The sequence below is a fragment of the Kribbella capetownensis genome, from assembly GCF_004331485.1.
Lineage (GTDB): Bacteria > Actinomycetota > Actinomycetes > Propionibacteriales > Kribbellaceae > Kribbella > Kribbella capetownensis.
Map to the genome: position 1 here is coordinate 64,018 of NZ_SJKD01000009.1, position 24,294 is coordinate 88,311.

The following is a 24,294-nucleotide window of genomic DNA, read 5'->3' on the forward strand; positions in this document are numbered from 1 at the left end:
CTCAGCCGGCGGTGGTGAGCTGACCGGACTCCGCCAGCTCAATCACCACATCCCGAACGGCGGGCAGGATCGGCGACGGGTTGGCCGGCAACCACACCATCTCCGTCGAGACCGTCTGCCCGGCCAAGGGCACGAAGACCACCCCAGTACGACGGAGGCTCTGCGCCGACCGGGCCAGCTTGGTCACCCCGACACCGGCGGCCACCATTCCGAGCAGCACCTGGACGCTCGGGTCGCGGTGTACGACGTTCGGGGTGAACCCGGCCACCCGGAACTCCTCGTCGTAGAACTCGTGCCACGGTCCCCATGAGCTCCGCGGAGTCAGTAGCCACGGGTCACCAGCCAATTCACTGAGCTTCAGTTCGCTGCGGCCAGCCAGCGGATGCCCCTCCGGCAGAACCGCACAGACTTCCTCAGTGATCAGCGTCCGGGTCGCCAGCGCGTCAACCAGCGGTGGTCGCGAGAACGCGACGTCGTACCGGCCGCTGGTGATGCCCTCGACCAGCTGACTGATCGTGGTCTCCTCGGTCGACAGCCGAAGCTCGGGCAGGCGCTCACGGACGGCCCGGACCACCGGTGGCAGCAAGTAGTTCGCCGTCGTCGCCAGGAATGCCAGTCGCAACTGCCCGGCCTCACCACGAACTGCCTGGCCGACGACGCTCATCGCCACGTTTGCTCGCGCCAGCACCGCTCGCGCTTCGGGCAGGAAGACCGCGCCGACCTCGGTCAGCGCCGTGCCCCGGCTGTCGCGGTCGAAGAGTTTCGCACCGACCATCCGCTCCAGCAACGTGATCTGCTGCGACAGGGACTGCTGCGCGATGGTCAGCCGTGCCGCGGCCCGGGTGAAGCTCGACTCCTCCGCCACCGCGACGAAGTACCGCAACTGCCGGAGCTCTGGGGTCACAGGCCCAGGCTACTGCCGCGCCAGGCAGCCGATGTTGGCCCCGGACGCGGTCAGCGACGAAGACTCGAAGGGTGAACAACCCACTGGAAACACACGACGGACAAGGCCGGGTCTGGCTGATCACCGGCTGCTCCACCGGCTTCGGACGGGAGCTCGTCCTGGCTGCCCTCGCGGCCGGCGACCGGGTGATGGCCACGGCCCGGCGCCCCGAAACCCTGGCCGACCTGACCCACGCGCGATTGAGTACGACGGCTCTGGACGTCACCGACTCTGCCTCGATCGAGGCCGCGGTTCAGGCGACGATCGCGGTCTTCGGCCGGATCGACGTACTGGTGAACAACGCCGGCTCGATGGTGCTGGGCGCCGTCGAGGAGGTGTCGATGGCCGATCTGCGCGAACAGCTCGACGTCGTCTTCTTCGGTGCCGCCGAGGTGACGAAGGCCGTCCTGCCGGTGTTCCACTCCCAGGGCTCGGGCACGATCGTGCAGATGAGCTCACTCGGAGGGCTCAAGACGTACCCCGGCTACGGCGCGTACCACGCGGCGAAGTACGCGCTGGAAGGTCTGTCCGAAGCGCTGGCGACCGAGGTCGCACCACTCGGCATCCGCGTCCTGCTGGTGGAGCCTGGCGCGTTCCGGACCGAGTTCAACCGCAACAAGCGAGCCACCGCCGAGCTGGACATCTACCGCGACACTGCAGGCGCGACTCGGGAAGCCACCAGGAGACTGCTCGACTCCGAGCCGAACGACCCGGTCAAGGGTGTCGCGGCGATCATGAAGGCGCTGGACAGCGACAACCCGCCACTGCGCCTGCTGCTCGGCAATGACGCGGTCGACGGACTCCGCGCACACCATGAGGCCCTCCTGGCCGAGGTGACCGAGTGGGAGCAGCTCAGCCGATCCACTGCCGTCGAGTAGCGGGCTGGAGCGCTCGCACTCCAGCCCGCTGGACCATCAGGCCGAGTAACCCTTCGGCGGAATCAGCGTCGCGAGCTGGTTGAAGGTCAGCCAGTACGTCGCTGTCGGGGCGAAGCCGGCCGGGTCAGCGATCAGCACGGTCATGTCGCTGGAGTCGTACCCGATCACCGTGAAGTAGTGGTAGATCGTGTAGTTCGGGTAGCCCGGCGGGTGGTTGCTGGCCGGGGCGACGATGTTGGCGACGATCGGGTAGTTGTTGTCGATGTCGAGGGTGACGTCACGCCAGAGCAGGTCGCGCTGCGCCTGGGTGGGAGGGTCGTTCGGCATCTCCTTGGTCTCGTACCAGCCGGTGCCGAGGTGGTTGTTGAGCACCCGGGTCACCTGCCCGATCCAGTCCGTACCGTTCGTGGTGGTGGGCAGTTCGTTGGCCAACTGCTGTTGGCTCGGCGGTGCGATCCGGGCCGACAGGGCGATCCGGGTCGCCGCCGGGCCACACCAGTAGCCGGTCTGCTGGTACTGGAAGTCGATGGTCAGCGTCCTGACGGCCTGCGTCGAGTAGCCGAGCGTCGGCACCGGCTTGGCTGCCGCCGCGGCCTCGGCGGAGACGGCGGGCACCGTCGGCACAGCGGTCGCCGGAGTGGATGCCATCGGCAACGCTGCTGCCGCGATCAGGGTCAGACCGCCGAGTGCGGCCTTGAGTTTCGTCGTCGTCTGCCTCATGTCAGCTCCTCAGCCTCACAGGGACGCCCGGGGCGTGGTCGTCCCATCACTGAGTGCATTCCTGCCTCCACCGCTTGTAAACCCCCTCCAGCTCCCGTCCCGACACCGGCGCGGTTGACGTTTTCCCAGGTCAGAAGCGGTTTCCAGTCATGCCAGAGAGCCGTGAAAAAATAACCAACCCTTTCCACCCAGCTCGAAAGGTCAGGCTGCGGAGGTCTCCTCGAGCACCGGATCGATGATCTCCCGGACCAGCCACCGGGCCGCCCGCTCCGGGTACGGGCGGGTCAGCGACAGCACGATGTGGTCGAACCCCAGCTCCGCCGCGCGGCGGATGGTCGCTCGAGTCGCGGCCGGATCGTCGTACGAGACGAGTTGTTGCAGCGAGCGGCTGACCGTGGCCGGATCGCGTCCGATGCGGGCGCACTCTGCGTCGAGTCGACGGATCCGGTCGGTGAGGACGTCGAAGTCGGTGTGCGGCGGGCCGCTGATGTTCCAGATGTCGGCGTACTCGGCGATCAGCCGCATCATCCGGTTGCCCCAGCCTCCGATCAGGAGCGGCGGGCCAGGTCGCTGGATCGGCTTCGGCTCGTTCCGGTTCTGCTCGAGCGTGTAGTACCTGCCGTGGAAGTCGAAGACGTCCTGCGTCCACATGCCGCGCAGGATCTCGATGGTCTCGCGGAGCCGGTCCACCCCCTCCCCCGGCGGGACCAGCGTCAGCCCGTACGCCTCGTACTCCGCGATAGCCGGATTGGGGCCGGCGATGCCGCCGGCACCAGCCGGCTGATGCGTGCCGCCGGCACCGAGCCCCATGGTGAGTCGGCCTCCCGAGATCACGTCCAGCGTGCTGGCGATCTTGCCGAGCACCGCCGGTGGGCGGATGCGATTGCTGGTGACGAGCAGACCGAAACGAAGCCGGTTCGTCTGCGCGGCGAGCGCGGTGAGCAGCGTCCAGCCTTCCAGTACATCGCCGTCCTTGCGCCCGACGAGCGGCAGGAAGTGGTCCCAGAGCCACGCGTCGCGGAACTGCGGGAACTCGTCGGCCTCGAGCCAGACGCGCTGGATGTCGGCGTACGGGACATGCATCGGGGTGGTCTTCAAGCCGAAGGTCAGAGTCATAATCGTCAGCATAACTGATGATCAGCGATCCTGACGATCAGTGAAGCGGTAGATTCAACCCATGATGTCCGACCGGCTGGGGTATCTGCTCAAACATGTCCTCGCACTGTTGACCGACGAGCAGGCCAAAGCGCTCGCGCCGTACGGGCTGAACGGCCGGGACCTCGCAGTACTGTCCGCAGTGGTGGCTGGTGAGCCGCTGTCGCAGCTAGAGGTCGCTTCGAGGCTCCGGGTCGACCGGACCTCGATCGGCGACCTGCTGGACAGCCTGGAGGAGCGCGGCCTGGTCGAGCGCCGGCGCAGTCCGGAGGACCGGCGGCGAAATGTCGTCGTGCTCACCGCCAAGGGCGAGTCGACGTTCGAGGAGGCGGAGCGGGTCAGACTGCAGGTCGAGCGCGAGTTCCTGGCCTCGCTACCGGATGCCGACCGCTTCCGCGAGGATCTGCAGCTGCTGCTGGGGGAATGACCGCTGGGCAGCCGCCGTTGGAAATTACGTTATGGCTGCTCTCACTGGGGTTCCGCTCTCCGTCCTGGACCGCTCGCGAACGCGGGCAGGTGAGACGGAAGCGGAGACGCTGCGTGCCACCGTCGAGCTCGCGCGGCAGGTGGAAGAGCTTGGCTACAAGCGTTTCTGGGTCTCAGAGCACCACAGCGTGCCCGGAGTGGTCGGGTCGGCTCCCACAGTGCTGGCAGCCGCGATAGCGGCCCGTACGAGCCGGATCCGCGTCGGCACCGGCGGTGTAATGCTGCCGAACCATCAGCCGCTGGTGGTGGCCGAGCAGTTCGGAGTGCTGGAGTCGCTGTACCCGGGCCGCATCGACATGGGCCTCGGGCGATCGGTCGGCTTCACCAACGGCATCCGTCGCGCCCTGGGCGTCGAGAAGGACGCAGCCGAAGACTTCGCCGCACAAGTCCAGGAGCTACTGGGCTACTTCACCGGCACGCTGCAGAACCAGGTCCACGCGCGCCCCGGAGAAGGTCTGCGCATCCCACCGTTCATCCTCGCTGTCGGCGAAGGCGCTCACCTTGCCGCATCGCTCGGACTCCCCCTGGTCATCGCCGGTCGGGATGAGTCGACACTGCTCCAGCTGGTCGACGGCTACCGCGCCGAGTTCCAGCCGTCCACATGGGCTCCGCGTCCGTACGTCGTACTCGCGGTGACTGCTGCTGTTGCGGAGACGACGGAGGACGCCAGGCAGTTGCTGCTGCCGGAGGCATGGGCGAGTGCGTACTCGCGGACGCGCGGAGTCTTCCCGCCGCTGGAGCCTTCGGTGCCTGGCGAGCTGACAGTCAAGGAGCGCGAGCTCTTCGAGCAGTCGCTCCGCGGCCAGATCTACGGCACCCCTGCCGAGGTCGACGAGGCGCTTGGCGGCCTGGTACGTCGTACCGCCGCCGACGAAGTGCTGATCACCACGAACACCTACGACCGGGCCAACCTGCTCGCGTCGTACGCCGCTCTCGCCGAGTTGGCGGGCACTCGCCGTACTGTCAGCGGTTGATCCGGTCCTCGAGCCGCTTGCGGACCTCAGGCCACTCATCGGCGAGGATCGAGAACACCACGGTGTCGCGGAACGATCCGTCCGCCAGCCGCTTGTGCCGGCGCAGCACACCCTCGCGGGTCGCACCCAGTTTGGCGATCGCCGCCTGCGAGCGGGTGTTCGTGGAGCCGGTCTGGATCTTCACCCGGCCGAATCCGCAGTCCTCGAAGGCGTGCTGAAGCAGCAGCAGCTTGGTGGCAGGGTTGACCGCCGTACCCCAGACGGACGGCGCGTAGCCGGTCCAGCCGAGGTGGATCGATTCGTTGGGTACGTCGACGTCGCCGAGGCTCGACGTACCGACGAGGGTGCCGTCGGCAACCAAACGGACGGCGTACGCAAAGCGCTGCTCCGATGACGGGAACCATTGCGCCCGCATGGCTTCGACATCGGCCGGCATGCCGGCGATCCCACCGCCGAAGCCGCTCGAGTACACCTGCTCGTTGCCGATGGCGGCGTACAACTCCTCGATGTCGCTGACCTGCAGCCGGTCCAGCCGGACGACGTCGCCCACCAGCGACCGCCCGTCGGGCGCGGCCGTCACCCCTTCACCAGAAGGTGCAATAGCAACCAGACCGCAGGGGCCGTAGCCAGCAACGAGTCCAGCCGGTCCATCACACCGCCGTGTCCCGGCAGCAGGTTGGACATGTCCTTGATACCGAGGTCGCGCTTGATCATCGACTCGCCGAGATCGCCCACGGTGGCAGTCAGCACAGCGACCGCGCCGACGATTGCACCGGCCCACCAGTCCCCGTCGAGCAACCACACGACCGAACCGATGCCGGCACCGATACACGCGAGGGTCGAGCCCGCGAAGCCCTCCCAGGACTTCTTCGGGCTGATCGTCGGAGCCATCGGGTGCTTGCCGAACAGCACACCGGCCGCGTAGCCGCCGACGTCACTGGCGACGACGACCAGGAAGAACGTCAGAACACGCTGCGGGCCGTCCGATTCCGGCTGCACCAGCAGGATCGCGAAACCGGCCAGCAGTGGCACGTAGCCGATCAGGAACACCCCGGCGCTCGCGTCCCGGACGAACCCGACCGACCCGCCCGGCATCCGCCACCAGATCGTCGCCAGCACCGTGAGCGCGAGCGCGATCAGCAGCGCCATCGGTCCCCAGAAGTACGCCGCCAGCAGCATCGCCGTCGTACCGGCGAACAGCGGGATCCTCGGGATCACCGCGCCACCCGCGCGCAGGGCCTTGACCATCTCGTCGACCGCCACCAGCACGGTCGCCAGCACCAGTACGGCGAACAGGACCTTCTGCCAGAACAGCGATCCGAGGATCAGTGCGCCGAGACCGACACCGACCGCGATCGCCGCAGGCAGATTCCGCCCGGCGCGGCTCGGACTCGACGCGGGCGTGCTGTCGACGCCCATCACACCTCGAGCAGTTCGGCTTCCTTGTGCTTGAGCAGATCGTCGATCGAGTCGACGTACTTCTTCGTCAACCCGTCGAGCCGCTTCTCAGCACTCTTGCCCTCGTCCTCGCCCGCGTCGCCGTCCTTGACCGTCTTGTGCACCTGGTCCATGGCGTGCCGGCGAATGTTGCGGACCGAGACCCGGGCCTCCTCGGCCTTGGTCTTGGCGACCTTGATGTACTCCTTGCGCCGCTCCTCGGTCAACTGCGGCATCACCACGCGGATCACCGCACCGTCGTTGCCCGGGTTCACCCCGAGGTCGGAGTCGCGGATCGCCTTCTCGATCGCCGTCATCGCACCTTTGTCGTACGGCGAGATCAGCACGGTCCGGGGCTCCGGGACCTGGAAACCGGCCAGTTGCTGCAGCGGCGTCGGGCTGCCGTAGTAGTCGGCCAGGATGCCCGCGAACATCTGCGGGTGGGCCCGGCCGGTGCGGATCGCGGCGAAGTCGTCCTTCGCGACCTCCACAGCCTTCGCCATCTTCTGCTCGGCTTCGCGGAGAGCTTGGTCGATCACGACATTCCTCGCTTCCTCAGGGCCGCTTCGGCGCGGCCACTCCATACCCTACGAACGCAGGTCTACCAGATAACGGACATCCACCCGTGTCGAACGATCCTAGTGGTACGCCGCGGTACCGGCTGCGGCCGGGGGACTACTGACCGGGAGAAACGATGGTCCCGATCTTCTCGCCGTGCACGACCCGGGCGATGTTGCCCTCCTCGAGGCCGAAGATCACGATCGGTAGCGCGTTGTCGCGGGCCAGGCTGATCGCGGTGGCGTCGGCCACTCGCAAGCCGCGCGCGAGGAAGTCGTCGTACGACAACTGGTCGAACTTCACCGCGTCCGGGTTCTTCTTCGGATCGGAGTCGTACACCCCGTCCACACCCTGCTTGCCCATCAGCAGCGCCTCGGCGCCGATCTCCAGGGCCCGCTGCGCGGCGACCGTGTCGGTGGAGAAGTACGGCATGCCGGAGCCGGCGCCGAAGATCACCACGCGGCCCTTCTCCAGGTGCCGCTCGGCCTTGCGCGGAATGTAGGGCTCGGCGACCTGGCCCATCGTGATCGCGGTCTGGACCCGGGTCTCGATGCCGAGCTTCTCCAGGAAGTCCTGCAGCGCCAGGCAGTTCATCACCGTGCCGAGCATGCCCATGTAGTCGGCCCGGTTGCGCTCCATCCCGCGCTGCTGCAACTCGGCGCCGCGGAAGAAGTTCCCTCCGCCGACCACCACGGCGACCTGGACGCCGGCCCGGGCCACCCCCGCGATCTGCTTGGCGATGGAGTTCACCACGTCGGGGTCGACGCCGAGCTTGCCGCCGCCGAACACCTCACCCGACAGCTTCAGCAGCACCCGGTGATAGGCCGGCGCGAACGGCGAAGAGGCCGGACTCGTCTCGGTACCCAGGGTTTCCGTCACGATTCCGGCCTCCTCGATCGTTGCTGTCTTGCTGATCCTTCGAAGATCCCGAAGCTCAGGCGCCGACCTCGAAGCGGGCGAACCGCTTCACGGTCACGCCGGCCTCGTCGAGCACGGCCTTCACGGTCTTCTTGCTCTCCTGGACCGACGCCTGCTCGAGCAGGACGACGTCCTTGAAGAAGCCGTTCACCCGGCCCTCGACGATCTTCGGCAGAGCCTGCTCCGCCTTGCCCTCCTCGCGGGCGGTCGCCTCGGCGATCCGCTTCTCGTTCTCGACCGTGTCGGCCGGGACCTCGTCGCGGGTGGTGTACAGCGGGCGCATCGCGGCGGCCTGCATGGCGGCGCCACGAGCGGCCTCGACGTTGTCGCCCTCGAACTCGACCAGCACGCCGACCTGAGCCGGCAGGTCCGCGGCACGCTTGTGCATGTACGCCGTCACCTTGCCGTCGAACACGGCGACCCTGCCCAGCTCGAGCTTCTCGCCGATGACCGAGGCCAGTGCCTCGATGTTCTCGGCGACGCTCTTGCCGTCGGACAGCTTCTCGCTCAGCAGGCCCTCGACGTCGGCGACCTTGCTGGCGGCGGCGTGCGCGACGATGTCGGCGGCCAGCTGCTGGAACTGCTCGTTCTTGGCGACGAAGTCGGTCTCGCAGTTCAGCTGGACCAGCGCGTTCTCCGCCGCGGCCACCAGGCCGTTGGTGGCGGAGCGCTCGGCGCCCCGCTTGGCGGCCTTGGCCGCGCCGTGGATGCGCAGCTCCTCGATCGCCTTCTCGAAGTCGCCGTCGGTGGTCTCGAGCGCCTTCTTCGCGTCCATCATGCCCGCGCCGGTGGCGTCGCGGAGCTTCTTCACGTCAGCGGCGGTGTAGTTCGCCATTCCTCGTTCTCTCGTCTTGTCGATGCGGCTGGATGGGCGACCTCGAGTGCCGCCCGGTCTGGACCGGGCGGCGACTCAGGGCTGTCAGGCCTCGTCGGCCTTCACGGCGTCGGCAGCCGGGGTCTCCTCGGCAGCGGCCGGGGTCTCCTCGGCAGCAGCCGGGGCTTCCTCGGCAGCAGCCGGGGTCTCCTCGACAGCGGCCGGGGCTTCCTCGACAGCGGCGGCCGGCGCCTCGGCGGCGGCATCCTTCGGCGCCTCGGCGGCCTTCGCGGCGTCGCCCTCGGCGGTCTTGGCCTCGGAGGTGCCGTTCTGGCTCTCCAGCAGCTCGCGCTCCCAGGCGGCCAGCGGCTCCTCGGCGCCCAGCTCCTCACCGGCAGCGGCGGCGCCCTGACCCGAACGGGCCATCAGGCCGTCGGCGACGGCGTCGGCGACCACGCGGGTCAGCAGGCCGACCGAGCGAATCGCGTCGTCGTTGCCCGGGATCGGGAAGTCGACCTCGTCCGGGTCGCAGTTGGTGTCCAGGATGCCGATGATCGGCAGCTTCAGCTTGCGCGCCTCGTCGACGGCGAGGTGCTCCTTCTTGGTGTCCACGATCCACACGGCGGCCGGAACCCGGGCCATGTCGCGGATACCGCCGAGGGTCTTCAGCAGCTTGTCGTGCTCGCGCCGCTTCTGCAGCAGCTCCTTCTTGGTGACGCCCGAGGCCGCCACGTCGTCGAAGTCGAGCAGTTCCAGCTCCTTGAGCCGCTGCAGCCGCTTGTTCACGGTCTGGAAGTTGGTGAGCATGCCGCCCAGCCAGCGCTGGTTCACGTACGGCATGCCGACCCGGGTCGCCTGCTCGGCGATCGCTTCCTGGGCCTGCTTCTTGGTGCCGACGAACAGGATCGCCCCGCCCGAGGCGACCGTGCTGCGGACGAACTCGTAGGCGCGGTCGATGTACGACAGCGACTGCTGCAGGTCGATGATGTAGATGCCGTTGCGCTCGGTGAGGATGTAGCGCTTCATCTTGGGGTTCCAGCGCCGGGTCTGGTGCCCGAAGTGCACGCCGCTCTCGAGGAGCTGCTTCATGGTCACGACGGCCATGAGGGTGTTGCCTCCTGTCGCGCGTTCCCGGGTTCGCTCGGTCCGGTCGGCGCAGTCTCGGTTGTCTCGCGGCGGACCGGGGTGGCCCGCCGTGCCTGATGCCCGTCGGCACGCAACCCACCCGGGAGGTCCCGGGACCGAGGGAGGCGCGCTGTTGTGCGGGCATGCGTAGTCGTCCCACTCACATGGGACGCCACCGGAAGTGTACGGGACCACCCCGGCCCAAAGCGAACCGGGCCCGGTTGTCCACAGCCTCGAACTCACCGCCGGAAATCAGGCGTTTCGACGGCATGTTCCAGGCATGAACCTCGTCCTTCTCGCCCTCACGCTCGCCGCCGCAGGCCCGGACCCTGCGAACTGGCCTCTCCAACCCCGTCCCGAGGTCGTCCGCGGCTTCGAACTGCCCGCCAAACCCTGGCTCCCGGGCCACCGCGGCGTCGACCTGACCGGCTCCCCCGGCCAACCCGTCCGCGCCGCAACGTCCGGCACAGTCACGTACGCCGGTCTGCTCGCCGGCCGCGGCGTGGTCGCGGTGTCACACGGAGCGCGCCGGACCACCTACGAGCCGGTCGTCCCGGCCGTCACTGTGGGCACTCCCGTCACCACGAGCACGGTCATCGGCCACCTCTCGGGCGCCGGCTCACACTGCTCACCCGCGACCTGCCTCCACTGGGGCCTGATCGAGGGCAAGCGGTACCTCAATCCGCTCAGCCTGTTGCCGGATCGCCCGGTCCGCCTACTCCCCCTCAGCTCCACGCCCGCCACGGCCGGGGCGCAGTCGATCAGGACGCAGGCGGTTCACAGCACCGCGCCGCCACCGCCGCAGCCGGTGCGTTCGACCGCGTCACCGCCTGCTTCAAGCTCCAACCGCACAGGTGCGATCGTGGTCGCCAGTACGGCGGCCCTGGCTCTGGCCGGCGGCCTCCTGCTCAAGCGCCACTAGGCCAGGTTGAGCTGCCAGGAGATCCCGAACCGGTCGCCGACCCACCCGAACCTCCGGCTCCAGCCGTACTCCCCCAGCGGCATCATCACCTTGCCCTTCTCGGACAAGACGGCGAACAGGCGGTCGATCTCAGCCTCGTCCGCACAGTCCACCCAGAGCGAGATCGATGGTGTGAAGTCGAACCCGTGCTGCACCGGGCTGTCGCTGCACATGTATTGCTGACCCGCCAACGTGAAGATCGCATGCATCACCGAGCCCTCGGCACCGGGTCCCTCCGACCCGTAGCGAGTGATCGAGACGACCTCCGCGTTGTCGAAGAGCGACAGGTAGAAGTTCATCGCCTCCTCAGCCCTGCCGTCCTGGAACATCAGGAACGTGGTGGTCTTCTGCTCAGCCATCTGTCCTCCTGTAGTCACGGCTTATATAAGGCCACACTGTAACAGTCGGATCGGCGTCCCGGGAGAGGATCAGCTACCAGGAACGCGCGCTTGCCAGGCGTCCTCGTCGCGGGAGCGACGCTCCACGCCGGCGGGGAGCTTGTTCTTGGCGAGATCGATGAGCGTGGTGTGTTCGAGCACGTCCCGCAGACTCGCGCGGGCGGCGATCCAGACCCGTTGCAGTACGACGGCCCGCTCGTTGTACGCGACGCTCTCGGGCCGCACCCCGGAGATGCTCACGATCGGTCCGTCCACCGCACGCATCACGTCGGCGACAGAGATCTCGTTCGGGTCCACGGCGAGTTTCCAGCCGCCGGACTGCCCCCGCTGACTGGCCAGGATCCCCGCACGCCGGAGGTCGGCCAAGATCCCCTGGAGGAACCCATGCGGAATGCCCTGCGCACGGCTGAGCTCCTCGGCCGACACGACCGAGGGGTCGTTGGCCACCCATCGTTGGGTGATCTCGATCAGCGCCCGCAACGCATAGTCAGACTTCGCCGAAACCCGCATGAACCGCAGTCTGCCCCATCCCCGCATCCGTTCGCCGCATCCACCCGCGGACAGGTCGGCAGGTCAGGCCCGAGGGTGGGCCTGTTCGTAGGCCTTGCGCAGGCGGTCGGTGGAGATGTGGGTGTAGATCTGGGTGGTCGCCAGCGATGCGTGGCCGAGCAGTTCCTGGACGCTGCGAAGGTCGGCACCACCTTCGAGCAGGTGAGTTGCCGCCGTGTGGCGCAGACCGTGGGGCGACAGGTCGGGAGCGTCGACGACTCCGATCCGCTCGTGGACAAGGCGTCGTACCGCTCGCTGGTCGATCCGGCCGCCGCGAGCACCCAGGAAGACCGCCGGCCCACTCCCCTGCCGCGCCAACTGCGGGCGGGCCTCGTCGAGCCAGCGCCGCAGTGCGTCGGAGGCCGGGACGCCGTACGGGACAGAGCGTTCCTTGCGGCCCTTGCCGAAGACGCGGACGACCCGGCGCGAGGTGTCGATGTCGTCGATGTCGAGGGCACAGAGTTCGCCGACGCGGATACCGGTCGCGTAGAGCAGTTCCATGATCGCGAGGTCACGCAGGCCGATCGGGCTACCGTCGTCCGCTGCCACGGCCGCGGCGTCGAGCACGGCACGCGTGTCGGACTGCCCCAAGACTCCCGGCAGGCTCTTGTGCGGCCTCGGACTCGCCAGCAACGCACCCGGATCCGTGCTGATCCGGCCGGTCCGTTGCGCCCAGGCGGTGAAGACACGCGCGGCCGTCGCGCGGCGCGACATCGTGCTGCGCGACTTCCCGAGGCTTTGCTGCTTGGCCAGCCAGGACCTCAGCCCCCGGATATCCAGGCTTTCCAGATCATCGTGACCAAGACGAATCAAATGTTCGAGTAAATCCGCGACGTCTCCACGGTACGCTCTGATCGAATGTCTGCTGAGGTCCCTCTCCGCCGCCAGATGCCGTTCGTAGTCAGCCAGTAACGCAGTGAAACCTTCCGGCCAGGAAGGGTTCGCGCTGACATCGTCCGGCGTCATGCCTCGACGATGCGGGAGCCGACGCGGCATCGCAAGGCACCGCGCGGGGGCCGAGGAGAGGAGGTCTGGTCGATAGCCCGACGGTCGACTACTGTTCGGCCCGATTGCCCTAGTAGCAACGGAGGCACCCCTGACCATGGCCCCCTCAGCGAACGGACAGACCGTAGGCCGGCGCCTGCCGGTCGAGTCGGCGTTCACTCGAGTCGAGGACGCACGGCACCGTCTGCCGCGCTTGTTCGGTCGTCGCGATCTGGTCGTACTCGGCCTGGGCGTGATGATCGGGTCCGGCATATTCAGCATCAGCGGCAACCAGGCGGCCAAAGTCGCCGGTCCGGCCGTGATTTTGTCGTTCGTCATCGCGGCGATCGTCTGTGTGCTGGCCGCGGCCTGTTACGCCGAGCTGTCGTCCACGATTCCTGTATCGGGTAGCGCGTACACCTTCAGCTATGTGACCTTCGGCGAGATGTGGGCCTGGCTGGTCGGCTGGGCGCTCGTGCTGGAACTCGTCACCGCGGCAGCGATCGTCGCCCGCGTCTGGTCGGCGTACTTCCTGGCCACACTGGACGGGTTCGGACTGACACTGCCCGACGGCGTGGCGAAGTTCTTCGGCCCGGATGCGAAGGTCAACCTGGTCGCGCCGCTGCTGCTGCTGATCCTGACCGCGCTGATCGTGACCGGCACGAAGCTGTCCGCCCGGGTTCTGACCGTGGTGGTGATCGCGAAGGTCGCCGTGATCGTGCTGGTCGTGGTGGTCGGCGCGGCGCACATCAACATGGACAACTACCACCCGTTCGTGCCGATGGCCCGGGCCGCGCCGGCAACTGCCAGTCCAACCCTGCTGGGCTGGATCCTGGACTCGTCGTTCGGTTCGTTCGGGATGATGGGCATCTTCACGGCCGCGAGCTCGATCGTGTTCGCCTACATCGGGTTCGACCTGATCGCCACTGCTTCCGAGGACGCGCGCAGCCCGCGCAAGACGGTCCCGCAGGGCATGCTGCTCGGCGTCGGCGCCGTCACGATCCTCTACATCGCGATGGCCGTCGTCCTGGTCGGAATGCGCCCGTACGGCGAACTGGGCGGCAGCGCACCGGTCTCCGAGGCGTTGGCCGCGACAGGGGTCGGATGGGCCGCGAAGGTGGTCAATCTGGGCGCATTGCTCGCGCTGATGACAGTGATCATGGTGGTGCTGATCGCTCAGAGCCGTGTGTTGTTCAACATGGGCCGCGATGGTCTGCTGCCGAAGAGCCTCGGACGGGTCAGCCGGGTGTACTCCTCCCCTGCTCGCGCCGCGGCCGCTGCCGGCTTCGCGGCACTGGCGCTGACGCTCTACCCGAAGGTGCTGGAGCTCGAAGAACTGCTGGTCATCGGTGCGTTGTTCTGCTTCGCGTTCTGTGCGATCGGCGTACTCACCCTGCGTCGCTCCGAGCCCAACCTCGAGCGTGGCTTCCGGGTGCCGATGGTGCCGCTGATTCCGCTGCTGTCGCTGGCCGCGACGGTGTGGCTGATGCTGAACCTGAAGACGAGCACGTGGACGAAGTTCGGTGTCTGGATGGTCATCGGCCTGGCGATCTACGGGCTGTACGGGCGCTGGCACAGCCGGCTGGCCAACGAGGACAGCTGGGACTACGACATCGGCGACACCGACCCTGGGACAGGCGGTCTGCAGGCGATCCGCACCGAGCAGCCGGGCGAACGGGCGAACGAGCTGCGTGCTGTCCGCACGCCGCCGCAGAAGCCGACGCGCGGCAAGCACATGCGCAACTGACGTTGTCCACAAGCTGTTGTCCACAGGAGAAAAGTAGGTCTGAAATCGAGGGCTGATCCCGGCATGTTCTCTGCCGGAGGTGGTCATCGATGCGGACCAAGAACGCCGTCGGACGGTACGGCGAAGACCTCGCCGCCAGGTATCTGGCCGGAGAGGGCTTCGCCATCCTCGAGCGCAACTGGCGCTGCGAGCTGGGCGAGATCGACATCGTCGCGCGCGAGGGCGACGCGCTGGTCATCTGTGAAGTGAAGACCCGCCGCGGGCTGAACTACGGCAGCCCGCTGGAGTCGATCACGTACCGGAAGCTGACCACGCTGCGGAAGCTGGCGGGTCGCTGGTTGCAGACCCACCAGCTCAAACCGGGTGCGATCCGAATCGACATCGTCGCCGTGCTCTTCGACCAGAACACGGCGCCGCAGGTCGACCACTTGCGAGGTGCGGCCTGATGCCGCTCGCACAGACATGGTCCGTCGCGCTGGTCGGCCTCGAAGGCCACCTGGTCGAGGTCGAGGCCGACATCGCGCAGGGCTTGCCGAAGACAACGCTCATCGGACTGCCGGACGCATCGTTGTCCGAGGCCCGTGATCGGGTCCGTGCCGCGGTGGTGAACAGCGGGGAGCGATTCCCGGATCGCAAGGTCACCATCGGCCTCTCACCGGCCACTCTGCCGAAGACCGGTTCGCACTACGACGTTGCCATCGCGCTCGCCTTGCTCTCGGCCGCCGGTGTCATCGACGCCAAGTCGCTGCGGCAGACCGCGATCATCGGTGAGCTCGGCCTGGACGGCCGGATCCGCGAGGTCCGCGGCGCGCTCGCAATGACCCTGGCCGCGGCCCGTTCCAGCTTCGAGCGCATCGTCGTACCAGAGCTGAACTCGGGCGAGGCACGCCTCGTGCCCGGCATCGAGGTGTACGGCGTGCGCTCGCTTCGGCAGGTGCTTGCCCTGTTGCGGGGCACCGAGATCCCAGACGAGGCACCACCACGGGCCGAGCCCCGGTTGTTGTCAGAGTCCCTGACTCGGGTTCCAGAGGTCGATCTGGATGATGTCATCGGTCAACGCGAGGGACGACGAGCGATCGAGGCCGCGGCGGCGGGTGGCCATCACCTGTTCCTGCATGGGCCGCCCGGGTCGGGCAAGACGATGCTGGCTGAGCGGCTGGCCGGATTGATGCCGGACTTGAGCACGGACGACTCGCTCGAAGTTTCCGCCGTGCACTCGCTGGCCGGGCTGCTGACGAACGATGCCGAGCTGGTTGTGCGTCCGCCGTTCATCGCGCCGCACCACACTGCGTCGCTGTCCAGCCTGGTCGGTGGTGGCTCGGGCATGCCGCGGCCGGGCGCGATCAGCTGTGCGCATCGCGGGATCCTGTTCATCGACGAGGCGCCTGAGATGCATCCGCTGACGCTCGACACGCTGCGGCAGCCGTTGGAGTCCGGGTACATCGAGGTCCATCGCTCGGCGGCTGTGGCGAAGTTCCCGGCCCGCTTCATGCTCGTGCTCGCGGCCAATCCGTGTCCCTGCGGGATGTCCGGCGCCGGGAATGCGATCTGCAACTGCACTCCGCAGGTGCTGGCGCGGTATCGGCAGCGGATCAGTGGGCCGATCAAGGATCGCCTCGACATCCAGCGCCAGATCCTGCCGGCCGCCCGAGGGGCCGCCGACCGCGAGGCCCCCGAGTCGACCGCAGCTGTCGCCGAGCGCGTGAAGGCAGCTCGTGACCGGCAGGCGTACCGCTACCGAGAGACCGGCTGGATCCTCAACAGCGAGGTCCCCGGCCCGGTGCTGCGCCGCGAGTTCCCGTTGGATGCCGCCAGCCACAAACTCCTCGAGGACCTGTACACGGCCGGCCGCCTCACCGCCCGCGGCTTCGACCGCGTAGTCCGCGTCGCCTGGACTCTCGCAGACCTCCAGGGCCTCGACCAACCAACCGTCGCCCTCACCCACGAAGCCTTCCAACTCCGCACCGGCGAACCCCTGACCGACCTATCCGACACCCGCCCCCTCAAAGGACTCCTCGCATGACCCTCAACTGCATAACGGCTCCAAGGAACCTGGCTTCGCATGAACCGGCCTCTGCCCTCACCTCAAGCATTCAGTTGCCAGCACCCCCATCCCGCCTCAGTCCGGGTATGTCCTCTCGCCCGATCACGTTGCCTCGGGCATCAACCAACGCCGCGGCTGAGGCGCGTGTCTCGGTGGCGGTTGCGGACGGGGCGGTGGGTGGAGCTGAGGTCGCGGATGGCTTGGCGGTGGATGGAGTTGGCGGGACAGGCGGTGGCGGGACCGCGGGGGTTGGTGGACGTGGGGATGAGGAACGGTTGGTTCGGGTTGGGTTGTCTCGGGTGGTGGAGCCCGGGGATCTCGCGGCGTTGAAGGCGTTCGCAGGGATGGAAGTGCTGGAGATCTGGGAGCTCCTGCGGGGGAAGGCGCCAGGGACCGAGCGGTGGTCCACGCGGCTCGATGCGGCTCAGCCCGAGCGAGACCTGGAGCGGGCCGCTGCCGCGGGAGCGCGTTTCGTGATCCCTGGGGACGACGAGTGGCCCGAGCAGGTCGAAGTACTGGCCGAGGCCGGGCAGCTGACTCGCCGGGCCGGGGTGCCGTTCGGGCTGTGGGTCCGAGGGCCGGCGCATCTGCGCAAGACGCTGGCGCGATCCGTCGCGATGGTGGGTGCTCGCGCGTGTTCGTCGTACGGCGAGCATGTCGCAGCGGAGCTCGCGGGCGGGCTTGCGGACAACGGGATCACGGTGGTGTCGGGCGGGGCGTACGGGATCGACGCGGCGGCTCATCGGGGTGTGCTGGCTGGTTCCGGGGTGACGGTCGCCGTGCTGGCGTCTGGGGTGGATACGAGCTATCCGAAGAGCAACTCTGCGATGTTCAGCCGGATCGTGGAGGACGGGTTGGTGGTGAGCGAGCTGCCACCGGGATGTTCACCGACCAAGCTGAGGTTTCTGGCGCGCAACCGGCTGATCGCGGCGGGCACGCTCGGGACGGTCGTCATCGAGGCAGCGGTCCGGAGTGGAGCGCTGAACAGCGCAGGCTGGGCCGAGCAGTGCGGTCGTGCAGTCCTCGCGGTGCCGGGGCCAATCACGTCGCGCATGTCCGCAGGCAGCCACCTCCTGGTCCGCGAGCGAGACGCCGTACTCGTCACGAGCGTCGCCGAGATCATCGAGGCCGTCTCCCCGTTCGGCACCGGCCTCGCACCGCACCCACAAGCCCCCAAGAACCCCAGCGACGACCTGCCCCACGACGTACGCCGAACCCTAGACGCCGTCCCAGTCATCAACCCAGCCCCCGCCACGCGAATAGCCACCACCGCAGGCCTGGACCTCCCAACCACCCAGTCCTGCCTGGAAACCCTCGCCGCCCTCGCCCTGATCCAACCCACCCCAACCGGCTGGCGCCTAACCCCACCGCCCGCCCCCTGACGCGAGCCCGCACATCAGCCAGCCGACGTCAGCGCCCGAACCACCCCACCCGGCAGGCGCGTCACACCGGCTATCCCACCCTGATGTGGGGTGGGGTAGAAGCGGCGGGGTCAGCGGCCGAAGTCGGAGTCTTTGGGGACTTCGAGGTCGGACTTGGCCAGTTCTTCGATGTTGACGTCGCGGAAGGTGACGACCTTGGCGTTCTTGACGAAGCGGGCGGAACGGTAGACATCCCAGACCCACGCGTCGGCCATCGTCACCTCGAAGTACACGTCGCCGCCCTCGGTGCGGACCTTCAGGTCGACCGCGTTGCACAGGTAGAAGCGCCGTTCGGTCTCCACGACGTACTTGAAGATCCCGACGACGTCCTTGTACTCCCGATAGAGCTGCAGCTCCATATCGGTTTCGTACTTCTCGAGGTCGTCAGCGCTCATACCTCCACCTCGCAACGCTCGGTTCCGGCATGAGCGCTGAGAGCGCTGTGCTTGGTTGGGCGCTCGCTGCGCTCGCTCATCGGCTCTCCACTCCGGTGGGACTGGTCACATTCTGTCCCATATCGGGCCGCAGACTGCGGCGGACATTCTCGAACCGCCGTCGATGTTGTGGGCACGGGCCGTATTCGTCCAGCGCCGCCTGGTGTTCGGGCGTGCAGTAGCCCTTGTGGATCCCGAAACCGTACTGCGGGTACACCTTGTCCCAGTGCTCCATCACCCGGTCCCGCGTCACCTTCGCGATGATTGACGCGGCAGCGATACAGGCGGCCACACGATCACCCTTCCAGATCGCGAGGCCAGGTACGCCCAGCCCGTCGACGCCGAACCCGTCGGTCAGCACGTACGCCGGGCGCACGTCGAGCCGGAAGAGCGCACGGCGGAGCGCCTCCACGTTGGCGACGTGCATGCCGAGGCGATCGCACTCGGTGGACTCGATGGCGACAACCGACCAGGCCAGGGCGCGCTTGCGGATCTCGTCGTAGCAGCGGTCACGGGCCTTGGCGGTCAGCAGCTTGGAGTCGGCGAGCTCCGGGATCTGGCCGCGCTTGCCCTCCGGGAGGATCACCGCAGCCGCGACCAGCGGTCCCGCGCACGGTCCGCGGCCCGCCTCGTCCACGCCGGCGATCGGGTCCAGGCCGACGCGGCGCAGGGCCCGTTCGTACCCGTACAGCCCGGCATCGCGCCGTACCGTGCTCCCGCGCGGCAACACGCTCATGCAGCCCTCCGCATCACAGCTCCCACCCTAGGTCCGACCACCCTAGGCACGATCACCGACGTCCCCGCTGAGCGGGGTCTCGTCATTTGGGCGGTGGGGTGAGGGATATCGAAGGTTTGTCCGGCGCCGGCCCAGGTGCCGGGACGGCTTTGAAGGTGTCGGGGACGCCGAGTTTGCCCCAGCGACCCGCGGGCCACACGATCATGATGGCGCGGCCGGTGACCTTGTCCATCGAGACGAAGGCGGCATCGCCGGGATTGTTGCCGTTGGCGTCCACGTCGCTCAGATGGACGCGGGAGTCGCCCGAGGCAGACCTGTGGTCACCCATCACGAAAACGCGCCCGGCCGGGACGGTGACCTGGAACTCCATCTGGGACGGGGCGTCGCCCGGGTACAGATAACTGGTCTCGTCCAGAGGCTGGCCGTTCACCAGCAGCCGGCCCTTCTCGTCGCAGCAGGCGACTTTGTCGCCCGGCATGCCGATCAGGCGCTTGATCAAGTGGCCGTGGCTGGAGTCCGGCAGCAGGCCGACGATCTCGAAGAACCGGCCGATCGACCCACGCTTCTGGCCGCTCTCCTCCGGGCCGAGCCAGCCGCCCGGGTCCTCGAACACGACCACGTCGCCGCGCTTGACGTCGGTGAGCTTCTCCACCACGACGCGGTCGCCGACCAGCAGGGTGTTCTCCATCGACTCGCTGGGGATGATGAACATCTGCCCGACGAACGCCCGCAGGATCGACGAGACGATGAGCGCCCCGACCACGATCAGCACGAACTCGCGAGCGGCGGCCGCGAAGCCCGATCGGTGTGCGGGTTTCTCGTCCGTCTTCGTCGGTGTATCGGTCACTTCTTCAGCCCCGGCTTCTTGAAGGTTTCCGGAGGACGCAGCATCGTCATCCGGTCAGACGGCCAGATTACGCAACAGGCCCGGCCAACCACGTTCTCGACCGGCACGAACCCACCACCGGGGCCGCCCATATGGGCGCGGGAGTCGGCGGATTCGGCGCGATTGTCCCCCATCACCCACAGGTGGCCTGGCGGCACCACCACGCTGAAGGGCAGCTCGGACGGCTTCGCATCCTTGAGCAGGTACTCGCGTTCGTCCAGCGGGATGCCGTTCACGGTGATCCGGCCCGAGCGGTCGCAGCAGATCACCTTGTCGCCGCCGACACCGATCACCCGCTTGACCAGGTGCCCCTCGCCGCTGCGCGGCAGGATGCCAACGAACTCGCCGACCCGGCGGAACGGGCCGGGCTCGGTCTGCGCCTCGTTCAGCCAGTTGGCGGGGTCCTTGAACACGATGATGTCGCCGCGGTCCACGTCCCGGTGCATGTAGCTGATCTTCTCGGCCAGGATGCGGTCGTTCGTGGTCAGCGTGTCGTACATCGACTCCGACGGTACGTAGAACGCTTCCGCCACGAACAGCCGCAGTACCACCGTGATGACGAGGGCGAGCACCGTGACGGTGCTCATCTCGATGAGCAGGCTGAGCAGCGGGTTGCGCTGCTTCAGCCTGCGGTGACGTCCCTTACTGCGACGTGCCCTCCGGGCGACCGGGCGAGGGCGAGCGCGAGTCGCAGTGCTCGGCGCCATAGGTGACCGTCGTCGCTACGACGTTCAGGAGGCCGGGACGTCCCGCTTCTCCTTGATCTTGGCTGCCTTGCCGCGCAGCTCACGCAGGTAGTACAGCTTGGCGCGACGGACGTCGCCGCGGGTCACGACCTCGACCTTCTCGACGATCGGGGTGTGCAGCGGGAAGGTCCGCTCGACGCCGACACCGAAGCTGACCTTGCGGACCGTGAAGGTCTCCTGCAGGCCACCACCCTGGCGCCGGATCACGACACCCTGGAACACCTGGACGCGGGACCGGTTGCCCTCGACGACCTTGACGTGCACCTTGACGGTGTCGCCGGGACGGAAGGCGGGGATGTCGTCGCGCTTGCTCGCGTTGTCGAGCTCGTTCAGGATGTTGCTCATCGGGTGTCTCTTCCTCGCGCGTGCCACAGGTCACCCACGAATCTCGGTGGTGATGAAGTCATTCAAAGCTGCTGGTCGGTGGTCACCCCCTGTGGCAGGAGCACCGAAGGGCAGCAACGAGCAATCTTGCCACACCGGCCCAGCGGAACCGAAATCAGCGCCGCCTGCGACGCTTGGTCAAGACCACCAGTTCGACCTTCGCGGTCTGCTGCTCGCGTCGTGTCTCACGGTAACCGGCTTTCCGGTACAGCCCGAGGTTGCGCTCACTCTCCGCACCGGTGTTCAGCTCGTACGACGTGACCTCGGCCGGCGCGAGCTTCTCCGCGACCCGCAGTAGCCGGAGCCCCAGACCGCGCCCCTGCCAGTCCGGCGCGACGATCAGCCGCTCGATCCGGCCCACCTCACCGTCCACGCTCAGCTGGACCGACCCGACGATCCTGGTGCCGGCCACAGCCTTGAGTACGCCGCCCTGCTTGAGCCGCTCGACACTCGCGGCCGGCTCCTCCGCGAGCGGCGGGATTGTCACGTCGTCGTAGATCCGCCCCTCCGAGAGGAACGCGGCCAACTGGAGTGTGTGGATCTCCCCCGCGTCCGCCTCCGTGGCAGGCAGCAGCTGTACCTCCGACGCCGGATCGTCCTTCCCCGCGACCGCATCGCCCCACGCCGCGAGCAGATCAGGCCGGCGCTCCGCAGTACGTCGTATCGACTCGTCGTGATGCCACTCCGCGATCAGACGGTGGTTGCCGGACAACAGCACCTCGGGTACGTCGTACCCGTGCCAGGTCGGAGGCTTCGTGTAGACCGGGTACTCCAGCAGGCCATCGCCCGAGTGGGACTCCTCAGCGAGCGACTCCGGGTTGCCGATGACACCGGGCAGCAGACGGGCCACTGCCTCGACCATGACGAGTACGGCGACCTCCCCGCCGTTCAGCACGTAGTCGCCGATGGAGACCTCGTCGACGCGCATCCGCTCCGCCGCGTACGACGCCACCCGCGCGTCAATGCCCTCGTAGCGGCCACAGGCGAACGCGAGCCATGGCTCGGCGGCGAGCTCGTACGCGAGCTCCTGGGTGAACGGGCGACCAGCCGGCGTCGGCACGATCAGGCGGGGCTGCGCAGCGCCGTCCGGGGGTGCGACGGCGTCCAGCGCCTCCCCCCAAGGCTCCGGCCGCATCACCATGCCCGCACCGCCGCCGTACGGGGTGTCGTCGACGGTCCGGTGCCGGTCGTGGGTCCAGTCGCGTAGATCGTGCAGGCGGATGTCCAGGAGACCGCTCTTAGCCGCCTTGCCGACCAGGGACACGTCGAGCGCGGCCAGGTACTCCGGGAAGATCGTGAGGACGTCCAGCCTCATCAGTCGGCGCCCGGCTCGGTCGGAACCTCGTCAGCGCCCTCCGGGTCCAGCAGACCCGGCCGGTCGGCCACGACGACGTACTGCTTGTCCAGATTGATCTCGGGCACGAGCTCCTCGACCAGCGGCACCAGTACGGCGTTGCCCGCGGGACGCCGGATCTCCAGCAGGTCCTGCGACGGCAGGTGGACGACGTCGATCACCTCGCCGGCCTCGGCACCGTCCGCGGTCCGGACGGCCAGGCCGACCAGTTCGCGGTCGTAGTACTCCTCCGGGTCCTCCGGACGGGCGTCCTCGGCCACCTCGGCCTGCACGAACAGGTTGCGCAGCTGCTCGGCGGCGGTCCGGTCGGCCACCTCGGCGAACTTCACCAGCAGCCGCCCGCTGTGCCACCGGCTCGCGGCGACGGTCAGCGTGCGCGGGACCCTCGAGTCCGTCACCAAGGTCGCACCGTCGGCGAACCGCAGGTCCGGCTCGTCCGTCCGGACGTCCACGCCGACCTCGCCCTTGATCCCATGCGCCCGGCCGAGCCGTCCGACAGTCACCAACACCCGCACAAACCTCTCTCTACAAACACGATGGACCCGAGGATATGGCGAAGGGCCGCACCGGTGCGGTGCGGCCCTTCGGGGAACTGCTGCGAGTCAGCGGCGCGGACGCCGGTTGAACTCGTCGACGAAGTCGATCCGGATCGACGACTCGGAGCTCAGCGCACCGACCACGGTGCGGATCGCGGTGGCGGTCCGGCCGTTGCGGCCGATCACCTTGCCGATGTCGTCGGGGTGGACGTGCACCTCGAGGGTGCGGCCACGCCGCAGGTTCCGGGCCCGGACGTTGACCTCGTCGGGGTTGTCCACGATGCCACGGACCAGGTGCTCGAGCGCCTCGGTCTCCATCATGGTCAGGCCTTGGCGTCGTCGGCCGGCGCGGCCTCAGCCGGGGCCTCGGCGGCCTCAGCCTTGGGAGCGTCGGCCTTGGGAGCGTCGGCCTTGGGAGCGTCGGCCTTCGGAGCGTCAGCCTTGGCGGCCTCGTCCTTCGGCGCGTCGTCCTTCTTGTCCGCCTTCTTCGCCGCCGACTTCTTGGCGGTGGTGGCCTCGGTCTTCAGCGTGCCGTGGGCCTCGGCCAGCGCCTCGTTGAAGATCTCCTGCTTGTCCCGCTTGGGCTCCTTGACCCGCAGCGGCGCCGGAGCGGCCTCACCCTTGAACTTCTGCCAGTCGCCGGAGGCCTTGAAGATCGCCTCGACGGCCTCGGTCGGCTGCGCGCCGACGCTCAGCCAGTACTGCGCCCGGTCCGACTCGACGTGGATGAACGACGGCTCGGTCTTCGGGTTGTACTTCCCGATCTCCTCGATGGCGCGACCGTCACGCTTGGTCCGGGCGTCCATCACGACGATACGGTAGTGCGGCGCACGCTTCTTGCCGATGCGCTTCAAACGGATCTTGACTGCCACGTTTGTGGGGTCTCCCTCGGAGTACATGTCTGGGTGAGCAGCACAGCGTCGTGGGGACAACGGGTGACAACTCGAATGGGCCGACCGGGCAGTGGAGTTAGAGGGCTGCACGAACCTGGACGGACTCAGCAGGCCATTGTGCCAGATTCCGCTCCCACCAACCAATCCGCCGCCTCTGGCTGAGGAGGGAACAGGGCAAGGGAGGGAGGCAGACCCCAACCAATCCGCCGTCTG

Annotated in this window: 29 protein-coding genes; 8 read left to right on the forward strand and 21 right to left on the reverse strand. The window is 68.0% G+C overall.

Annotation, left to right across the window (positions count from 1 at the left end):
- Position 1 precedes the first annotated feature (1 nt).
- On the reverse strand, positions 2-904 hold the full coding sequence (locus E0H75_RS33320) for a LysR family transcriptional regulator (protein ID WP_131517699.1): 903 nt from the start codon (positions 902-904) through the stop codon (positions 2-4).
- Positions 905-975: 71 nt separating this feature from the next.
- Between E0H75_RS33320 and E0H75_RS33325 the strand changes: the two genes are divergently transcribed.
- Positions 976-1,821, forward strand: a complete 846-nt coding sequence (locus tag E0H75_RS33325; protein ID WP_238163418.1) for an SDR family NAD(P)-dependent oxidoreductase — start codon at positions 976-978, stop codon at positions 1,819-1,821.
- Positions 1,822-1,857: 36 nt separating this feature from the next.
- Here E0H75_RS33325 and E0H75_RS33330 read toward each other — a convergent pair whose 3' ends face one another.
- Both E0H75_RS33330 and E0H75_RS33335 read right to left on the reverse strand, forming a co-directional pair.
- Positions 1,858-2,541: a C39 family peptidase gene (locus E0H75_RS33330; RefSeq protein WP_131517700.1), complete on the reverse strand. Its 684-nt coding sequence runs from the start codon at positions 2,539-2,541 to the stop codon at positions 1,858-1,860.
- A gap of 201 nt (positions 2,542-2,742) precedes the next feature.
- Entirely contained in the window at positions 2,743-3,657 is a 915-nt protein-coding gene (locus tag E0H75_RS33335; protein WP_238163419.1) for an LLM class flavin-dependent oxidoreductase, read from the reverse strand.
- A 61-nt stretch (positions 3,658-3,718) separates the two neighbouring features.
- Between E0H75_RS33335 and E0H75_RS33340 the strand changes: the two genes are divergently transcribed.
- Together E0H75_RS33340 and E0H75_RS33345 are read left to right on the forward strand one after the other, a co-directional pair.
- A complete protein-coding gene (locus tag E0H75_RS33340) occupies positions 3,719-4,123 on the forward strand; it encodes a MarR family winged helix-turn-helix transcriptional regulator (protein ID WP_131517701.1) in 405 nt (134 codons plus the stop codon).
- Between the two features lie 31 nt (positions 4,124-4,154).
- Positions 4,155-5,156, forward strand: coding sequence for an LLM class flavin-dependent oxidoreductase (locus E0H75_RS33345; RefSeq protein ID WP_131517702.1), 1,002 nt, complete (start codon positions 4,155-4,157; stop codon positions 5,154-5,156).
- On the opposite strand, the gene E0H75_RS33350 is transcribed toward E0H75_RS33345, so the two are convergent.
- The 6 genes from E0H75_RS33350 to rpsB form a co-directional block, all read right to left on the reverse strand.
- On the reverse strand, positions 5,146-5,736 hold the full coding sequence (locus E0H75_RS33350; RefSeq protein WP_131517703.1) for a GNAT family N-acetyltransferase: 591 nt from the start codon (positions 5,734-5,736) through the stop codon (positions 5,146-5,148). The genes E0H75_RS33345 and E0H75_RS33350 overlap by 11 nt on opposite strands.
- Positions 5,733-6,575 (reverse strand): phosphatidate cytidylyltransferase, encoded by an 843-nt coding sequence (locus E0H75_RS33355; RefSeq protein ID WP_131517704.1) that lies wholly within the window; start codon positions 6,573-6,575, stop codon positions 5,733-5,735. Before E0H75_RS33355 ends, E0H75_RS33350 begins: the two co-directional genes overlap by 4 nt.
- Positions 6,575-7,129 carry a ribosome recycling factor gene (gene frr, locus E0H75_RS33360; protein ID WP_202867416.1) on the reverse strand — a complete coding sequence of 185 codons (555 nt, stop codon included), beginning with the start codon at positions 7,127-7,129 and terminating at the stop codon, positions 6,575-6,577. The genes E0H75_RS33355 and frr overlap by 1 nt, the downstream gene beginning before the upstream one ends.
- A 139-nt stretch (positions 7,130-7,268) precedes the next feature.
- On the reverse strand, positions 7,269-8,030 hold the full coding sequence (pyrH, locus tag E0H75_RS33365; protein ID WP_238163420.1) for a UMP kinase: 762 nt from the start codon (positions 8,028-8,030) through the stop codon (positions 7,269-7,271).
- A gap of 55 nt (positions 8,031-8,085) precedes the next feature.
- The gene (gene tsf, locus E0H75_RS33370; protein WP_131517705.1) at positions 8,086-8,904 is read right to left on the reverse strand and encodes a translation elongation factor Ts; all 819 of its coding nucleotides are present in this window, start codon (positions 8,902-8,904) and stop codon (positions 8,086-8,088) included.
- 84 nt (positions 8,905-8,988) lie between these two features.
- Entirely contained in the window at positions 8,989-9,987 is a 999-nt protein-coding gene (rpsB, locus tag E0H75_RS33375) for a 30S ribosomal protein S2 (protein WP_131517706.1), read from the reverse strand.
- 301 nt (positions 9,988-10,288) lie between these two features.
- Between rpsB and E0H75_RS33380 the strand changes: the two genes are divergently transcribed.
- A complete protein-coding gene (locus E0H75_RS33380) occupies positions 10,289-10,930 on the forward strand; it encodes a murein hydrolase activator EnvC family protein (protein WP_131517707.1) in 642 nt (213 codons plus the stop codon).
- On the opposite strand, the gene E0H75_RS33385 is transcribed toward E0H75_RS33380, so the two are convergent.
- The 3 genes from E0H75_RS33385 to E0H75_RS33395 form a co-directional block, all read right to left on the reverse strand.
- Complete coding sequence (locus E0H75_RS33385) at positions 10,927-11,328, reverse strand: VOC family protein (protein WP_131517708.1); 402 nt, start codon at positions 11,326-11,328, stop codon at positions 10,927-10,929. The two genes, E0H75_RS33380 and E0H75_RS33385, sit on opposite strands and share 4 nt — an antisense overlap.
- A gap of 69 nt (positions 11,329-11,397) precedes the next feature.
- On the reverse strand, positions 11,398-11,877 hold the full coding sequence (locus E0H75_RS33390; RefSeq protein ID WP_131354981.1) for an RrF2 family transcriptional regulator: 480 nt from the start codon (positions 11,875-11,877) through the stop codon (positions 11,398-11,400).
- Positions 11,878-11,940: 63 nt separating this feature from the next.
- Entirely contained in the window at positions 11,941-12,882 is a 942-nt protein-coding gene (locus E0H75_RS33395; RefSeq protein ID WP_131517709.1) for a tyrosine recombinase XerC, read from the reverse strand.
- 136 nt (positions 12,883-13,018) lie between these two features.
- Here E0H75_RS33395 and E0H75_RS33400 point away from each other — a divergent pair, with 136 nt between their 5' ends.
- The 4 genes from E0H75_RS33400 (at position 13,019) to dprA (ending at position 18,073) form a co-directional block, all read left to right on the forward strand.
- Positions 13,019-14,647, forward strand: a complete 1,629-nt coding sequence (locus tag E0H75_RS33400; protein ID WP_131517710.1) for an APC family permease — start codon at positions 13,019-13,021, stop codon at positions 14,645-14,647.
- A gap of 89 nt (positions 14,648-14,736) precedes the next feature.
- Positions 14,737-15,093 (forward strand): YraN family protein, encoded by a 357-nt coding sequence (locus E0H75_RS33405; RefSeq protein WP_131517711.1) that lies wholly within the window; start codon positions 14,737-14,739, stop codon positions 15,091-15,093.
- On the forward strand, positions 15,093-16,670 hold the full coding sequence (locus E0H75_RS33410) for a YifB family Mg chelatase-like AAA ATPase (RefSeq protein ID WP_131517712.1): 1,578 nt from the start codon (positions 15,093-15,095) through the stop codon (positions 16,668-16,670). The genes E0H75_RS33405 and E0H75_RS33410 overlap by 1 nt, the downstream gene beginning before the upstream one ends.
- Positions 16,671-16,993: 323 nt before the next feature.
- The gene (gene dprA, locus E0H75_RS33415) at positions 16,994-18,073 is read left to right on the forward strand and encodes a DNA-processing protein DprA (RefSeq protein WP_238163421.1); all 1,080 of its coding nucleotides are present in this window, start codon (positions 16,994-16,996) and stop codon (positions 18,071-18,073) included.
- A gap of 110 nt (positions 18,074-18,183) precedes the next feature.
- On the opposite strand, the gene E0H75_RS33420 is transcribed toward dprA, so the two are convergent.
- From E0H75_RS33420 to rpsP, 9 genes are all read right to left on the reverse strand, one after another.
- Positions 18,184-18,507, reverse strand: a complete 324-nt coding sequence (locus E0H75_RS33420; RefSeq protein ID WP_012922325.1) for a DUF2469 domain-containing protein — start codon at positions 18,505-18,507, stop codon at positions 18,184-18,186.
- A 76-nt stretch (positions 18,508-18,583) separates the two neighbouring features.
- A complete protein-coding gene (locus tag E0H75_RS33425) occupies positions 18,584-19,282 on the reverse strand; it encodes a ribonuclease HII (RefSeq protein WP_131517714.1) in 699 nt (232 codons plus the stop codon).
- Positions 19,283-19,364: 82 nt separating this feature from the next.
- Positions 19,365-20,129: a signal peptidase I gene (lepB, locus tag E0H75_RS33430; protein ID WP_131517715.1), complete on the reverse strand. Its 765-nt coding sequence runs from the start codon at positions 20,127-20,129 to the stop codon at positions 19,365-19,367.
- Positions 20,126-20,755 carry a signal peptidase I gene (lepB, locus tag E0H75_RS33435; RefSeq protein ID WP_238163422.1) on the reverse strand — a complete coding sequence of 210 codons (630 nt, stop codon included), beginning with the start codon at positions 20,753-20,755 and terminating at the stop codon, positions 20,126-20,128. The genes lepB (E0H75_RS33430) and lepB (E0H75_RS33435) overlap by 4 nt, the downstream gene beginning before the upstream one ends.
- 144 nt (positions 20,756-20,899) lie before the next feature.
- Positions 20,900-21,259 (reverse strand): 50S ribosomal protein L19, encoded by a 360-nt coding sequence (gene rplS / locus E0H75_RS33440; protein WP_131355015.1) that lies wholly within the window; start codon positions 21,257-21,259, stop codon positions 20,900-20,902.
- Positions 21,260-21,413: 154 nt separating this feature from the next.
- Entirely contained in the window at positions 21,414-22,613 is a 1,200-nt protein-coding gene (gene trmD, locus E0H75_RS33445) for a tRNA (guanosine(37)-N1)-methyltransferase TrmD (RefSeq protein ID WP_131517717.1), read from the reverse strand.
- Entirely contained in the window at positions 22,613-23,161 is a 549-nt protein-coding gene (gene rimM, locus E0H75_RS33450) for a ribosome maturation factor RimM (RefSeq protein WP_131517718.1), read from the reverse strand. The genes trmD and rimM overlap by 1 nt, the downstream gene beginning before the upstream one ends.
- 93 nt (positions 23,162-23,254) lie before the next feature.
- Positions 23,255-23,506 (reverse strand): RNA-binding protein, encoded by a 252-nt coding sequence (locus E0H75_RS33455; protein ID WP_131517967.1) that lies wholly within the window; start codon positions 23,504-23,506, stop codon positions 23,255-23,257.
- Between the two features lie 5 nt (positions 23,507-23,511).
- Positions 23,512-24,060 carry a 30S ribosomal protein S16 gene (rpsP, locus tag E0H75_RS33460; protein ID WP_131517719.1) on the reverse strand — a complete coding sequence of 183 codons (549 nt, stop codon included), beginning with the start codon at positions 24,058-24,060 and terminating at the stop codon, positions 23,512-23,514.
- Positions 24,061-24,294 lie beyond the last annotated feature (234 nt).